We start from the raw sequence: 15,455 nt of genomic DNA, 5'->3' as shown, positions 1-15,455 counted from the left end.
GAGTTCTTTGCCCAGTGTATAATTTTCGGAGGATGATTTTGCTTTTGTGAGGGCTACGGTCCCTAAAATTGAAAAAAATCAACAAAACAGGCGGTTTTATTGTTAATTACTTTAAGAAATTAGGGTTTTATCTTTCTAATTGTCGTATTATCTTTAGCGATACTTTTTGTAAACCCCTGATGCATGTCGAATAACTCCCAATATACTGAAGAAAACATACGTTCACTCGATTGGAAGGAACACATACGTCTCCGTCCGGGCATGTATATCGGTAAACTAGGCGATGGTTCTTCTGCTGACGACGGCATCTATATTCTTCTAAAAGAAACAATTGACAACTGTATCGATGAATTTGTCATGGGTGCAGGCAAAACCATAGAGATTTCCATACAGGGTGAACGAGTTATCGTGCGTGACTTCGGTCGTGGAATACCATTGGGTAAAGTGGTCGATGTGGTTTCAAAAATGAACACTGGGGGTAAATATGACACCAGGGCCTTTAAGAAATCAGTAGGTCTCAACGGAGTTGGTACCAAAGCGGTAAATGCCCTTTCAAGTTATTTTAGGGTTGAAAGTACCCGTGATGGACAATCGAAATCGGCAGAGTTCGAAACTGGGGAGCTTAAGAATGAAGAATTCTTAGAGGAAACCACACGCCGAAGGGGAACAAAGGTGACATTTATTCCCGATGAGTCCATTTTCAAAAAATATAAGTTCAGAAATGAGTATGTAGAGCGCATGTTGAAAAACTATGTATATCTCAATCCGGGATTGACCATGGTTTTTAATGGGGAGAAGTTCTACTCTGAGAATGGTTTGAAAGACCTTTTGGAGGATAACAACAATACGGAAGATATGCTCTATCCGGTTATTCACCTTAAGGGGGAGGACATCGAGGTCGCCCTTACCCATAGCAAGACCCAATATAGTGAGGAATATCACTCTTTTGTAAATGGGCAGCATACCACCCAAGGAGGAACCCACCAATCGGCCTTTCGAGAAGCTATCGTGAAGACCGTACGTGATTTTTATGGTAAAAACTACGATGCCTCCGATATTCGCAAATCAATCATTGCCGCTATATCCATTAAGGTGATGGAGCCTGTTTTTGAAAGCCAAACCAAGACGAAACTGGGGTCGACCGATATGGGTGGGTCTTTTCCTACCGTACGCACCTATATCAATGATTTTGTTGGACGTTATCTCGATAACTACTTACATAAGAATCAAGAGACGGCCGATAAGCTGCAGCGCAAGATCGTTATGGCAGAGAAGGAGCGCAAAGAACTCTCTGGAATACGGAAGCTTGCAAGAGACCGAGCCAAAAAAGCGAGCCTGCACAACAAAAAGTTAAGAGATTGCAGAGTGCATCTAGAAGACATGAAGAATGATAGACGGTTGGAAACTACGCTTTTTATTACGGAGGGTGATTCCGCATCCGGTTCCATTACGAAATCACGTGATGTGAATACCCAAGCGGTATTCAGCCTTCGTGGCAAACCGTTGAACTCGTATGGCATGTCAAAAAAGATCGTGTATGAAAACGAAGAGTTCAATTTACTGCAGGCGGCCCTGAACATTGAGGAATCGATGGAAGATTTAAGATACAACAACATTGTGATTGCTACCGATGCCGATGTAGACGGGATGCATATTAGGCTGTTGCTGATTACCTTTTTCTTGCAGTTTTTCCCCGAGCTTATCAAGGAAGGACACCTCTATATTTTGCAGACGCCCCTCTTTAGGGTGCGTAATAAAAAGGAAACAATATATTGTTATAGTGAAGAAGAGCGAAGAAGGGCTATGGCAAAACTGTCAGGAAAACCCGAGATTACCCGCTTTAAAGGATTAGGGGAAATCTCGCCAGATGAGTTTCAACATTTTATCGGAGACGATATCCGGTTGGAGCCGGTTATGCTTGATAAGGCGATGTCTATAGAGCAATTGCTCAATTTCTACATGGGGAAGAACACGCCGGACCGACAGGAATTTATCATTGAAAACCTTAAAGTAGAGGTAGACTTAGTTGAAGAAAACTAATTATAAACCAGCTAGCTACAAGCTTGCAAATACAATACAGATCTTTCTGAATGGAAGAAAATGAAGATCAGAATTTACCCGCCGGTGATGCCGGCGATTCAAACGAAAACTCTTCGGATAATGGGACGACCGACCCTTCTGGGGATATAGAGCCGCAGGAAAGCGAAATACATAGCACAGACTCGCAAGATGACGCGCTTACCCGTGTTTCCGGCATGTATAAGGATTGGTTCTTGGATTACGCTTCTTATGTAATTCTAGAACGTGCAGTGCCCGCAATCGAAGACGGCTTCAAGCCAGTACAACGTCGAATAATGCATGCGCTTAAAGAGCTTGATGACGGGCGTTACAATAAAGTGGCGAATGTAGTTGGCCATACTATGCAGTACCATCCTCACGGTGATGCCAGTATTGCCGACGCTATGGTTCAAATCGGGCAGAAAGACCTATTGATCGATACACAAGGAAACTGGGGCAATATCTTGACGGGCGATAGTGCAGCGGCCTCAAGATACATTGAGGCGAGGCTTTCCAAATTTGCACTCGAGGTGGTTTTCAGTCCGAAAATAACGGAATGGCAACTTTCTTATGATGGTAGAAAAAAGGAGCCTGTTCAATTACCGGTAAAATTTCCTTTATTGTTGACCCAAGGGGCCGAGGGTATAGCCGTTGGTCTTTCTACCAAAATAATGCCCCATAATTTTATCGAGTTGATCGATGCTTCGGTGAAGCACTTGGAAGGGAAGAGGTTTAAGCTATTCCCTGATTTTCCGACTGCTGGTATTATCGATGTGAGCAATTACAACGATGGTATGCGCGGGGGTAAGATTCGAATAAGGGCAAAAATAGCGCAACTTACTAAATCAACCTTGATTATTAGTGAGATACCCTACGGAACTAACACCTCTTCTTTAATAGATTCTATATTGAAGGCCAATGACAAGGGCAAGATAAAAATTAAAAAAATTGAGGATAATACCGCGGCTGAAGTCGAGATTTTGGTGCATCTTCCTTCCGGTATTTCGCCAGATAAGACCATTGATGCGCTCTATGCATTTACGGCTTGTGAATCTTCGATTTCACCTCTTAGTTGTATCATCGAAGATAATAAACCCCTGTTTATCGGGGTAAGCGACATGTTAAGGCGCTCTACCGATGCCACGGTGGATTTGCTTAAGCAAGAGCTCGAAATCCAGCTTTCAGAATTAGAGGAACAATGGCATTTTGCTTCTTTGGAACGTATTTTCATCGAAAACCGTATCTATCGAGATATCGAGGAAGAAGAGACATGGCAGGGCGTTATCGAGGCCATACAAAAGGGGCTGCAGCCCTTCACAAAAGACTTGAAACGCGCCGTCACTGAACAAGACATCGTTCGGTTGACCGAAATCCGGATAAAACGTATTTCAAAATTCGACATCGATAAGGCCCAAGAAAATTTGGATAACCTTGAAAAGAAGATTGCCGAGGTTAAACATCATCTGGCCAATTTGATACACTATGCCATCGAGTACTTCAAGAGCCTGAAGGAAAAATATGGAAAAGGCCGTGAACGTAAATCCGAAATCAAGATCTTCGATGATATTGAGGCTACCAAAGTGGTCATAAGGAATACCAAACTGTATGTCAATCGCGAAGAAGGCTTCGTAGGTACTTCTTTGCGAAAGGATGAATACGTCACCGATTGTAGTGATATTGACGATATAATTGCTTTTACCGCAGAAGGCAAAATGATGGTATTCAAGGTCGACTCCAAGACGTTTGTGGGCAAGGGAATTATATATGTGGCGGTATTCAAGAAAAAAGACAAGCGCACGATTTACAATATGATCTATAGGGATGGCAAGGGGGGCGCCACCTATATCAAACGATTCAATGTAACCAGTATTACGCGGGATAAGCTATATGATCTCGGCAAAGGAAAAGCCGGTACTGTCGTTTATTATTTTTCAGGGAATCCCAATGGAGAGGCTGAAGTGGTGACGGTAAACCTGAGAAAGGTCGGGAGTATCAAGAAGTTGAAATGGGATATCGATTTCGCCGATGTATCGATAAAGGGTAGGAGCGCGAAAGGAAATATAGTGACCAAATATTCTGTTAAGCGTATCGAACTTAAAGAAAAGGGACTTTCTACCTTAAAACCAAGAAAATTATGGTTTGACGAAACCGTTCAACGTTTGAATATCGATGAGCGAGGTGAATTTCTAGGGGAGTTTACTAGTAATGACCGGCTTTTGGTGGTCAACCAGAACGGTTTGGTAAAAACCGTAATTCCTGAATTAACCCTTCATTTTGACGAGGATTTCGTAATCCTTGAAAAATGGGACCCCAAAAAACCACTATCGGCTATTTATTGGGAAGGGGAAAAGGAACTCTTCTATGTAAAACGATTCTTAATCGAAAACAGAGACAAGGAAGAGAACATCCTTACGGATCATCCGAAATCATACTTAGAAATTTTAAGTACGGATTATAGGCCTATGGTGGAGGTGGTATTTGCAAAGAAACGCGGCCAAGATCGCAAGGAAAATTGGGAAGTAAACCTAGAAGAATTTATCGCTATAAAAGGCATTACTGCCATGGGAAATCAGTTGACAAAAGACAAGGTGCTTGAAATCAACGCCATGGATCCTTTGCCTTATGAAGTCCCGGAACCTCCAAAATTAGAAGAAATCGAAGTCGTTGATGAAGATACCGTCAAAGATTCTAAAATCTCGGAATCGGAAGGGAAAAAGGAGGAAGGAGATTCCGGAAAGTCTAAAAAAGATGACGGGGAAGGTCAAACTAAATTATTTGATTAATAGTAATTTACATAATTTTATTTAAAGTTTTACTATTAAATACACATAAACTTTTGATTCAAAGGGTTTGTTAAAATGAAAAACTTTATCGAGGAGTTTAAAAGTTTTGCGATTAAAGGTAATTTAATCGATATGGCCATTGGTATTATTATCGGTACGGCCTTTAATAACGTTGTCAATACGCTGGTTAAAAAAGTAATCATGCCTCCGCTCTCTCTTCTGACGGATGGCGTTAACCTTGCGAATAGAAAATATGTATTGCGGGCCAGTGACGGTAGCTTAGAAGAAATTGCAATCGGATATGGAGAAATGTTCGAGGCCTTGATAGATTTTCTAATCATTGCCTTTACGGTTTTCGTGGTGATCAAGGGTATTAGTAGGTTTAAACGAAAGGCTGAAGATCCTCAAAATCAGGAGGTCGAAACACCTAAGAATATTGAACTATTGTCGAACATGGAAAAACTATTAAAAGAACAAAATGAAATACTCCGTAATTCAAAAAGTGACGAATAATCGGAGAATCCATCGGCTTTAATAGGGTGGTCAGACGACTTTAATTTGGTCAATGGGCCTTATCCTTTATTAAATATATTATATTAGCAAAAATTGCTCTATATGGAATTTACCAATCCTTTGGTGTACGGTGTACCGTGCTTCATTGCTTTTATTCTGCTCGAACTTACTTACAGTAAAACCCACGGTGACAATGAGCTGTATCATTGGAAAGATTTGATGGCCAGTGGTGCAATGGGGGTGGGGTCCGCCATAATCGGCCCGCTCATCAAGGTCATACTTCTCGTGGTCGTATTTGAATTTACCTACGAGCTATTCAACCCTATGGTCGATGGGGTTCGCATGAACATTATGGGTTACGAGTCTTTCGGTTATGCCTGGTATGTTTGGTTATTGTGTCAATTGGCCGATGATTTTACCTATTATTGGTTCCATAGGGCGAATCATGAGGTTCGAATTCTTTGGGCTGCTCATATTGTGCATCACTCCTCCGACAATTTCAATCTAGGTACTGCAGTAAGAAACGGATGGTTTACGCTATTGTACAAGCCTTTCTTCTACATGTGGATGCCAGCGATAGGATTTCCTGTAGAGATGGTCGTGGTCTGCTTGGCCATCGAATCGTTTTGGCAGTTTCAGCTGCACTCCCAATACGTGCCGAAAATGGGATGGATTGAAAAAATATTCAATACCCACACCATGCATCAAGTGCACCATGCTCAAAATGTAGAGTACCTTGACAAGAATCATGGGGGATTCTTGAATATTTTTGATAAGATATTCGGAACTTGGAAAGAATTAGACGATGATATCGAAGTAAAATATGGGGTGATTCATGCTCCTAACTCTTATAACCCCATTGTGATCCTTACCCACGAGTTCAAAGACATTTGGGCAGACGTAAAAAAAGCAAAGAAGTTTTCCCATAAACTTATGTATATTTTCGGCCCCCCAGGGTGGAGTCCTGACGGTAGCAGCTTGACCGTTAAACAACAACAACGATTGTTTCAGGAGCATAAACTTAAAAATCCAAAAGTAGTCTACAGCCGTCCAAATTAGCCTTCAACTGGGTTTATTTACTCTTGATTTAGGTAGTGAAGTTAGAATGATCTAAAACACTTAAAGCCTCTTTCCGTAAAGGTTATTTTAGTTGATTTTGAGGGCAGTTCCAGTAGATTTTTTGTTCTCCCCAACGATACCATATTCAAATGTATAGGAATCCTCGGCGGTAGATAATATCTTCATGTGAATGGACTTCTCTTCAGCTTTGTTCCGTGGATTTATTTTTTTTACGATATACTCACAATCATTGATCCATCGTACAGACGAGGTGTCCGCTACTCCTTCATAAAAATCAATCTCAACGGCATCTTTTCGGATGAACGTTGTGGTGCGCTTCTCCCCATTAATAGTCGTTGTGAACGAAAATTCACCATTTTTGAATGCCGTGCAATCGCGCTGGGGTTGATAACAGGAGTGGAGCGTAAAAATTATAAATAAACTAAAAGGTACCGCTTTTTTCATTCCGGAAAATTACGGAAATAAGTTGCTAATCCTCATCATATGCCTCAAAACTTCCATCAGAATAGAAGATGACGATTCGTTGAATTTTTTTTGGCTTTTCTGCCCTTTCTTTCAACTCGCTTTGCTCAGGAGATTCTTTGGGCGTCGGTGTGAATTTCTTTTTGGTTTCTTGTGGAAAAGATCCTTTTCCGTTCAACAGCCAATATAAATTGACTTCTGGAAATTTTTGTATCACTTTTAAAACAAACTCAAGGCTTGGTTTATTTCTTCCTGATAATAAGTGCGAAATACTTGAGCGTTGAACCCCTACTTTATCTGCAAAAGATGAGGCTGATATATCGTAGTATTTCAACAGATATTCGAGGCGGGCAATAAAATCAGAGGTGTTTACCATTGTCAATTATTAAATACAAAACTATGTAAAATTCAACAGTATTGTTTGTTTAAGACCCTATTAAATTGATTAAAATATTATACTGAAACATTATATATCATTACTTTATAAATTGGAAATCAAATATTTAATGCTATTTAGTGGTGATTTATATTTTAGCTGTTCCGCATGTTACTTTGGTAAACAAAACAGGGCCATCAATCATGCATAATGTTGATATTTGTAAACAAATTACGTTTACAAATGTAAATAATATACCTATTACTTTTGTCGCAACATCAAATCTAATTTTAATGGTTGTTTCTCGTTCTGACTATCTTTCCATAAAAGAAAATCAAGTGCTCGGTCGGTATGTGACCCCAATGAAAGTCTCTAAAATTATAAAGGAGTTCCCTAGAAAAATTGAGGTAAAGGAAATCGGAACATCGGTTCAGGAAAGACCCATTCATTCTCTCGAGTTAGGTTCAGGACCGACCAAGATTCTTATGTGGTCGCAGATGCACGGTAATGAGTCAACGACTACCAAAGCCGTTTTGGATTTGCTCAATTTCTTGGTAAAACAATCGGAGGTATCTCTAAGCATATATAATGAATGTACTCTTCTCATTATACCATTGCTCAACCCTGACGGTGCCCAAGCCTACACCCGCGTAAATGCCAATGGAATCGATTTGAATCGTGATGCCCAAAGTAGGAGTCAACCGGAAAGTGTGATCTTAAGAAAGGTCTTCGATGAATTTAAACCGGATTATTGCTTCAATCTGCATGACCAACGAACAATTTTCAACGTCGGAAAATCCAACAAGCCAGCCACAGTTTCATTTTTGGCACCAGCTTGCGATGAGGCTAGGAGTATTTCTACTTCGCGCGAGATAAGTATGAAATTGATCGTGGCCATGAACCTGATGCTGCAAAAAATGATTCCGGGTCAGATCGGAAGATATGATGACGCCTTTAACTCAAATTGTGTAGGCGATACTTTTCAAATGCTTGGTATTCCTACCCTACTTTTTGAATCGGGGCATTTTCCGGGTGACTATCAGCGCGAACGAACACGAGAGTATATTTTTTACGCAATAGTTACTGCTTTGAAAACCATTGCCGAAAATATGCTAGGGCGTTTTCAGCGAAAGGACTATTTTGAAATTCCGGAGAACGACAAGCTTTTTCTGGATGTTTTAGTGCAAAATGTCCATGTTATAAACCCTAATCTAAATCCAGGTGACGCTGTAGGATTGCTCTTTAAGGAAGCACTAGTGAACAATGCTATTGAATTTACGCCCATTGTCGATAAAAAGGGAAACTTAAAACAGTATTTTGGTCATTCAGAGTATGACTGCCTTAGGGGTGATGATCTTGAAGAGCTCAGACAGAAGCAGTATTGGTCTGATTTAGTGGCACTTTAAAAAAAATTATTTAAAACAGCCTACTTATTACGCTTTTGTTAAAAAAAAAGAACTTTTAATGCATATTATTTCTTAATTTTTTACTTTTGCTTAAAAATTAACCAAACATGGGTAAAGTAAAATTAGACGAAATAGACCATCAGATTCTGGATATGTTGATTGACAATACCAGAACTCCTTTTACGGATATAGCCAAAAAACTTTTAATTTCTGCCGGAACAGTGCATGTAAGGGTAAAGAAAATGGAAGAATCAGGTATTATTAGGGGCTCGTCCTTAACTCTGGATTATGTAAAACTGGGATATGCATTTATTGCATATGTCGGTATATTCTTGGAAAAAACGCATCAGACCAAATTTGTTATAGAACGGTTGGAACAGATACCTAACGTGACCATAGCCCATATAACGACCGGTAAGTTCAATATTTTTTGCAAAATTCGAGCAAAAGACACGAACCATGCAAAAAATATTATTTTTAGAATCGACGACATAGATGGTATTAGCCGTACGGAGACCATGATTTCACTAGAGGAAAGCTTCAATGATAAAAAGCGATTGATGCATACCATCTTTAACGAGCTATAAGCAAATGGACTAATTAAAATATAAATCCCGAACATTGCGTTCGGGATTTTTTTTTAGCTTCGCCGTGATATGAGAACTACAGCGCTTAATTTTAAAGACCCTTATCCTTTCTATAAAAGGTATATCGATGTTTTAGGCGATGTATCGCTGCTCGATATGATGACACGACAGCTTTCGAACTTTCCGGAGTTTATAACGAGTATTCCGGATTCAAAGTGGACATATCGGTACGCTCCCGATAAATGGACGGTGGCCCAGGTATTACTCCATGTCGTAGATTCCGAACGTATATTTCAGCATCGCGCCTTCCGATTTTCAAGGAGGGATCAAACTGCACTGCCAGGTTTTGATCAAGATAGCTATGCGCCCAATTCAGGGGCCGAGAATCGTTCTAAGGCAAGCGTCATTGAGGAATACGAAATAGTTCGTAAATCCTCTCTCTCTATTTTTGGTCCATTAGACAAAAGTGACCTTGAAGTAACAGGCATAGCTAGTGAGATGGAGTGGAGCGTTGGTGCTTTGGGATTCGTGATCTGTGGACATCAAAAATACCACCGGAATATGCTACGCGATAGATATTTATGATTTTTAAAAGACTTTCCACTTTTTGGTCCCTTCTAAAAAATACGGCTCTTTCATGGGTCGATAATGATCCTTTTGGTAAGAGTGCCATAATATCGTATTACGCACTTTTTTCTTTACCTTCCCTACTCATGATGGTAGCTTGGATTGCAGGTTCTCTTTTTGGGGTAGATGCCGTCCGTGGAAAAATTGTAGATAAAATCGGCGGTTTGATCGGAGAAGGAGTTTCGGAAGCTATCGAAGGTATGATTGCCAACGCGGCCCTTAACAAAAGCTCTACTTTTGCCGTAGTCGTCGGAATAGGGATGCTACTTTTTGGGGCAACAGGTGTATTTGTACGTCTTAAGATGGCAATGAACGATATATGGGAGGTGGAATCAAAAAAAACAGTTTGGGTTCAAATGTTTTTTGATAGGCTTATCTCTTTTGGGATGGTGCTTGTATTGGGATTTCTCTTTTTGATTTCCCTGATTCTGTCGATTATCCTAAAGGCCCTAAGCGAGTATATTGGTAATTTCGCCCCGACCATAGCAGCGGTTGTGGCCGACATCTTTAGCTTTTTATTGCCCTTTGTGGTGATTACAGGGCTCTTCGCTTCCCTTTTTCGGCTTCTTCCCGACATTCAGATTCGATGGAAAACCACTTTTTGGGGAGCCGCACTTACGACTGTGCTTTTTCTAATAGGAGAATCTTTACTGGGCCTTTATTTTTCGAAAAGTGACCCGACTTCGGTTTATGGCGGGGCTTCATCTGTTGTACTGATCCTTCTCTGGGTATACTATACCTGTATTATTATGTTTTTTGGAGCTGAATTCACCTATCAATATGCCCATTTTATCCATGAAAAAGTGGAACCCAATGAGCGTGGTCTCTATAAAAAGAGAAAGGAAAGTTAAATGAACGGTTTTTCTTAAAGTAGGATATACTTAATCAAGGTCCTCCTCGTTTTCAAAGTCAGATTCAAAACCACTATCAAGTTCAGAAGTTCCAACTTTTTGCAAGGCCGGTTCGATATTGGATTCGGATTCCAGCTCTTTTTCAATGTTGTCCTCAAAATTGGCGATAAAATTTGATAGGCTTTTGCTTATTTTGACCAGGTAAATGGTATCTGCCGTTTTCAGTTCGACGGCTTCGATGGTTTCACCCTGTGCATTCTTGAAAATAATGGTGTCGTCGTCGCCGTATCCATCGGGATAGGTTTCAATCAACAAAGCGGCCAAAGCATGATCCAACTTTTTGTAATCAACTAGTTTACGTAGCATAGGTCGGTTTTTAGGAATGTTTTCAAATATTCTTTTGAACAATTAAACTTAAACCTAAGCTATGTAATTTTTTTGTTGACATGTACAAAGAGTTGTCAACGTTGAAATTTAGTATATCAAGTCAGGGTTCGGCGTAGTATGTAAATGCCTTTGCAAATAAGTCTTCTGGAACTTTCATGTCGATAGCGGGATTTCCTATTTCTTTTAAAAGTACAAAGTTGATATTTCCATGAGAATTTTTTTTGTCGAACTTCAATAGGGAAAGTATAGTCTTGATATCCTTTTCTGTAAATTCGATACGCTCATAGTTTTTTAGGAAAGTCATTTTAATGTCCTTTAACTCGTTTTTTGAAAGTCCCGTAAGTTCATAGGAGAGATAGGCCTCTAAAATCATACCGATGGCGATGGCCTCTCCATGAAGTAATGGCTCATGTACTTTACTTTCTAAAAAATAGGATTCTATCGCATGCCCGAGTGTGTGTCCGAAATTTAGAATTTTTCTTAGATGTTGCTCCGTCGGGTCTTCGAAAACCACTTTGTTCTTTATTAGTACAGATTCATAAATCAGGTCATCCATTTGATCGAACGAAGGGTTATCTTTTAGGGTGGCCCAATATGTATCGTTCCGTATTAAGCCGTGCTTTAGCATTTCGGCAAAACCACTTTGCAACTGGCGCTCCTCTAAAGTCTTGAGAAACTCGGAGATAATCAACACCATCTCAGGCTGCCTGATAACCCCTATCTGGTTTTTTAAGGGGCCAAGATCAACCCCGGTTTTTCCTCCCACAGAGGCATCGACCATGGCAAGTAGGGTTGTAGGTACATTGATGAATTTTATACCTCTTTTAAAGGTTGATGCTACGAAGCCTCCAAGGTCGGTAAGTACTCCACCACCCAGATTGATGAGAAGACTTTTGCGGTCGGCATTAAGTTCAGATAATTTTTCCCATACTGTGGTGCAGGTGTTAATGTTTTTAAACATTTCGCCTGATGGAATTTCAATGGGCTCAAGGCGCCATTCCTTTTGAAGGCGGGCTATAAAATCGGGCATACAGCAGATACGCGTATTTTCATCTACCAGTAAAAAAATTTTAGAATACGGTGTGTTCTCTAAGTGTTTGTTCAGGGCATCATACGCCCTTTGATTGAAGTGAACCGCGTATGACGCTGAAGTGATTGAATCCATTAATAAGTGTATTACTTTAAATGATAAGTGCCAAAAAAGAGGCAGCTATGTGTATGTGTAATCTAAAAATTTGGCCAGCGATGTTGTCGAGGCCGACCACAAAATAAAGGATATTTTTTGGCTGATGAATACAATTTCTGTCTTTATCTTTGAAGGCCATAGAAATTAGTATAGATGGAGCATATTTTTGAGGATACTAAAACTGCTTTTGCCTTGAAGTCTGATTCGGAATTGGAACGGGCTTATTTTTTGTTCAAGATGATCGCAAATGAGCCATTGGTTCGTATAGGAACTGCAATGACAAATTTTGCCATTAAAGCACACCTTCCGGTCGAGGGCCTTATACGAGCTACCGTTTTTGACCATTTCTGCGGAGGTGTCAATGAAATGGACTGTATGCCGACGGTCGATAAAATGTTCAGTAAGAATGTGCATGCCGTACTCGATTATTCGGTCGAGGGAAAGGATACCGAAGATCCTTTGGATTCAGCTCTTGAAATGGTTCTAAAAGTATTGGATTTTGTAAAGGAAAAAGACGCAATACCTTTTGCCGTTTTTAAACCTACCGGTTTCGGAAGGTTTGCCCTCTTCAATAAAATGAGCGAAGGTAAGGTGTTGACCGAAAAAGAGGGGGAAGAATGGAAAAGAGTCGTTGACCGCTTTGACAAAACTTGTAAAAAGGCCTACGACCTTGACGTTTCCTTGCTCATTGATGCTGAAGAAAGCTGGATGCAAAAGGCTGCCGATACCTTGGTCGAAGATATGATGCGTAAATACAATAAGAAAAAGCCTATCGTTTTCAATACCCTTCAAATGTACCGTTGGGACCGTATGGACTATCTGAAAGCCTTATACGGTAAAGCAAAGGCAGAGGACTTCAAAGTAGGGATAAAAGTGGTTCGTGGGGCATATATGGAAAAGGAAAACGAAAGGGCCGAAGAAAAGAACTATGCTACACCTATATGTAGGTCGAAAGAAGAGACCGACATCAATTTTGATACGGCCGTGTCCTATATGATCGATCATTTGGACACCATTTCCCTTTTTGCCGGCACCCATAATGAGAATAGTTGTTACCGATTAATGGAGCTGATGCGAGAAAGGAACATAGACCCAGGAGATTCTCGAATATGGTTTGGACAGTTATATGGCATGAGCGATCACATTTCGTTCAATTTGGCTGAAAAAGGATACAATGTGGCAAAATATCTTCCTTTTGGACCCGTCAGGGATGTAATGCCCTATCTCATTCGTAGGGCAGAAGAAAACACCTCGGTTGCAGGACAGACGACCCGTGAACTTTCCTTACTTAATACAGAAAGAAAGCGCAGGAAGATATAAACTTTTTATAAAATGAGGGTCGAGGTGAAACGGGGTTCGAAATCTACCGATATTTCCTAAGATGGTCTATTGGGTAATGATTTCCTCCAATACGGCCTTATTTATACAGTTCTTGACGGTCAGTGATACTTGCTTGCTCCTGATTACGCCATTTATGTAATATGTTTTACACGGCACCGATTGGGTATCGCTCTTACTGAAGTTTACGTCACCATGATGTAAAACGGCCATAATATCTACCGAGTCCAGTTTTTGATTTACTATCAGCTTATTAACTTCTTCAGAAAAAGACATGGGTTTCGAACGGATGCTCTTAAGCGTTCTACAATTAGGGAAATAGCAGAATTCGGTGCCTGTTTCATCAGATTTTTTCTTGAGAAACAAGGTTAAGAATACAATTCCTATGGAAAGACCGACTAAATAAAATCCTAAGCGTTTAAGAAATGCCATGTGTGAATGCTGAAGAATAAATGGTTCTTTTTTCCTTTGTAAGGCATGTGCCCAATTTCTTAGGTTCTCGGTTTCCAAAATGCAAAAATAACAATAACATCCGTATTGCAGTAGTTAGACTTCTATAATCGGTTTAGGGTTTATGATTTTAATTGCCGAGGAAAATTAAAAAATCAGGAAGTTGATATCACTGTATTGTAGGTCGAACCATTCTCCTACCGATTTGTTGGTAAGTATGCCATGGTACATATAAAGGCCATTGCGCAAGCCCTTATCAAAGCGAAGTGAATTCTCGAGCCCTCCATTTTCGCCCAGCTCTAGCAAGTAGGGCGTAAAAATATTACTAATCGATAGGGTTGCCGTTTTCGGGTAGCGAGAAGGTATATTTGGCACTCCATAATGAATAACACCGTATTTTTCGAGGGTGGGTTTTAAATGGTTGGTAATTTCACTGGTTTCGAAACAACCACCCATATCGATACTTACATCAATGATGACCGCTCCCTTTTTCATGCTCTCGACCATGGTGCGCGTAACCACTACCGGGGAGCGATCTTTTCCACGGACTGCACCAATAGCAACATCGCAACGCTTTAAAGATTTTAGAAGATTCTTGGGTTGAATGGTAGAGGTGTAAACTGTCTGTCTCAGATTGGCTTGAATATTACGTAGTTTGGTTATCGAATTATCGAATATTTTAACGTTGGCTCCTAGACCAAGGGCAGACCGCGCGGCAAATTCGCCAACAGTACCAGCACCAATTATCACAACTTCTACCGGGGGTACACCACTAATATTTCCGAACATTAAGCCATTACCGTCGTTGGTTGCGGCCATAATCTCAGAAGCAATAAGTACAGAAGAGATACCTGCAATCTCACTTAACGATCTTACCGCTGGGTATTTACCATTATCATCTCTTATATACTCAAAGGCAATCGCCGTAATGCGTTTTTTGGCCAATTTTTCAAAATAAACCTTACGTTGTGTTTTTATTTGAAGGGCCGAGATAATGGTAGTCTGCGGATTTATTAGCTCAATTTCTGAAAGTGTCGGGGGTTCAACTTTCAATAGGAGGGGGCAAGAAAAGACCTTTTTGGTATCTCGGGTAATCTCGGCACCGGCATTGGTATAATCGACATCGCTATAATGTGCTCCCTCTCCAGCGCCAGCCTCGATTAATACCCGGTGGCCATTGGATGTAATGGCATTCACAGCATCGGGAGTTAAACAAATGCGCTGTTCTTGATACTGATTTTCTTTGGGAATACCGATAAACAACTCGCCTTTTTGACGAAGAACTTCCAAAGTTTCTTCTTGGGGCAGCAACTGTTGTTTACTAAAAGGTGAAGATGGTTGGTTCATAGTA

15 protein-coding genes are annotated in these 15,455 nt (G+C 40.4%); 9 read left to right on the top strand and 6 right to left on the bottom strand.

Annotated elements, in window-relative coordinates; all coding sequences use genetic code 11:
• Positions 1-183: 183 nt before the first annotated feature.
• The 4 genes from F2B13_RS03625 to F2B13_RS03610 all read left to right on the top strand — a co-directional run bounded on the left by F2B13_RS03625 (position 184) and on the right by F2B13_RS03610 (position 6,413).
• A complete protein-coding gene (locus F2B13_RS03625) occupies positions 184-2,040 on the top strand; it encodes a DNA topoisomerase IV subunit B (RefSeq protein WP_149275917.1) in 1,857 nt (618 codons plus the stop codon).
• Positions 2,041-2,090: 50 nt separating this feature from the next.
• Positions 2,091-4,841 (top strand): DNA gyrase/topoisomerase IV subunit A, encoded by a 2,751-nt coding sequence (locus tag F2B13_RS03620; RefSeq protein ID WP_149303260.1) that lies wholly within the window; start codon positions 2,091-2,093, stop codon positions 4,839-4,841.
• A gap of 75 nt (positions 4,842-4,916) precedes the next feature.
• Entirely contained in the window at positions 4,917-5,354 is a 438-nt protein-coding gene (gene mscL / locus F2B13_RS03615) for a large-conductance mechanosensitive channel protein MscL (RefSeq protein ID WP_149275915.1), read from the top strand.
• Between the two features lie 102 nt (positions 5,355-5,456).
• Positions 5,457-6,413, top strand: coding sequence for a sterol desaturase family protein (locus F2B13_RS03610; RefSeq protein WP_149303258.1), 957 nt, complete (start codon positions 5,457-5,459; stop codon positions 6,411-6,413).
• An 87-nt stretch (positions 6,414-6,500) separates the two neighbouring features.
• On the opposite strand, the gene F2B13_RS03605 is transcribed toward F2B13_RS03610, so the two are convergent.
• Both F2B13_RS03605 and F2B13_RS03600 read right to left on the bottom strand, forming a co-directional pair.
• A complete protein-coding gene (locus F2B13_RS03605) occupies positions 6,501-6,878 on the bottom strand; it encodes a DNA topoisomerase IV (RefSeq protein WP_149303256.1) in 378 nt (125 codons plus the stop codon).
• A 25-nt stretch (positions 6,879-6,903) separates the two neighbouring features.
• A complete protein-coding gene (locus F2B13_RS03600) occupies positions 6,904-7,272 on the bottom strand; it encodes a helix-turn-helix transcriptional regulator (protein WP_149303254.1) in 369 nt (122 codons plus the stop codon).
• A 293-nt stretch (positions 7,273-7,565) separates the two neighbouring features.
• On the opposite strand from F2B13_RS03600, the gene F2B13_RS03595 reads away from it, so the two are divergent.
• From F2B13_RS03595 to F2B13_RS03580, 4 genes are all read left to right on the top strand, one after another.
• Positions 7,566-8,678 (top strand): M14 family metallopeptidase, encoded by a 1,113-nt coding sequence (locus F2B13_RS03595; protein WP_149303252.1) that lies wholly within the window; start codon positions 7,566-7,568, stop codon positions 8,676-8,678.
• A gap of 107 nt (positions 8,679-8,785) precedes the next feature.
• Positions 8,786-9,265: an Lrp/AsnC family transcriptional regulator gene (locus tag F2B13_RS03590; protein WP_149275910.1), complete on the top strand. Its 480-nt coding sequence runs from the start codon at positions 8,786-8,788 to the stop codon at positions 9,263-9,265.
• Positions 9,266-9,334: 69 nt separating this feature from the next.
• The gene (locus F2B13_RS03585; protein ID WP_149275909.1) at positions 9,335-9,850 is read left to right on the top strand and encodes a DinB family protein; all 516 of its coding nucleotides are present in this window, start codon (positions 9,335-9,337) and stop codon (positions 9,848-9,850) included.
• Entirely contained in the window at positions 9,847-10,743 is an 897-nt protein-coding gene (locus F2B13_RS03580) for a YihY/virulence factor BrkB family protein (RefSeq protein ID WP_149275908.1), read from the top strand. The genes F2B13_RS03585 and F2B13_RS03580 overlap by 4 nt, the downstream gene beginning before the upstream one ends.
• Positions 10,744-10,773: 30 nt before the next feature.
• On the opposite strand, the gene F2B13_RS03575 is transcribed toward F2B13_RS03580, so the two are convergent.
• Positions 10,774-11,109, bottom strand: coding sequence for a hypothetical protein (locus tag F2B13_RS03575; RefSeq protein ID WP_149275907.1), 336 nt, complete (start codon positions 11,107-11,109; stop codon positions 10,774-10,776).
• Between the two features lie 121 nt (positions 11,110-11,230).
• Positions 11,231-12,295 (bottom strand): 3-dehydroquinate synthase, encoded by a 1,065-nt coding sequence (gene aroB / locus F2B13_RS03570; RefSeq protein WP_149275906.1) that lies wholly within the window; start codon positions 12,293-12,295, stop codon positions 11,231-11,233.
• Positions 12,296-12,469: 174 nt separating this feature from the next.
• Between aroB and F2B13_RS03565 the strand changes: the two genes are divergently transcribed.
• Positions 12,470-13,636 carry a proline dehydrogenase family protein gene (locus F2B13_RS03565; RefSeq protein ID WP_149275905.1) on the top strand — a complete coding sequence of 389 codons (1,167 nt, stop codon included), beginning with the start codon at positions 12,470-12,472 and terminating at the stop codon, positions 13,634-13,636.
• A 66-nt stretch (positions 13,637-13,702) separates the two neighbouring features.
• Here the strand turns inward: F2B13_RS03565 and F2B13_RS03560 are convergent, their stop codons facing one another.
• Both F2B13_RS03560 and F2B13_RS03555 read right to left on the bottom strand, forming a co-directional pair.
• Complete coding sequence (locus tag F2B13_RS03560) at positions 13,703-14,086, bottom strand: DUF4258 domain-containing protein (RefSeq protein ID WP_149275904.1); 384 nt, start codon at positions 14,084-14,086, stop codon at positions 13,703-13,705.
• 165 nt (positions 14,087-14,251) lie between these two features.
• Positions 14,252-15,451, bottom strand: a complete 1,200-nt coding sequence (locus F2B13_RS03555) for an alanine dehydrogenase (RefSeq protein ID WP_149275903.1) — start codon at positions 15,449-15,451, stop codon at positions 14,252-14,254.
• Positions 15,452-15,455 lie beyond the last annotated feature (4 nt).

Origin of the sequence: Pareuzebyella sediminis (genome assembly GCF_008367235.1) — a bacterium.
GTDB lineage: Bacteria > Bacteroidota > Bacteroidia > Flavobacteriales > Flavobacteriaceae > Pareuzebyella > Pareuzebyella sediminis.
This window is presented reverse-complemented; position numbering and strand designations above follow the sequence as displayed.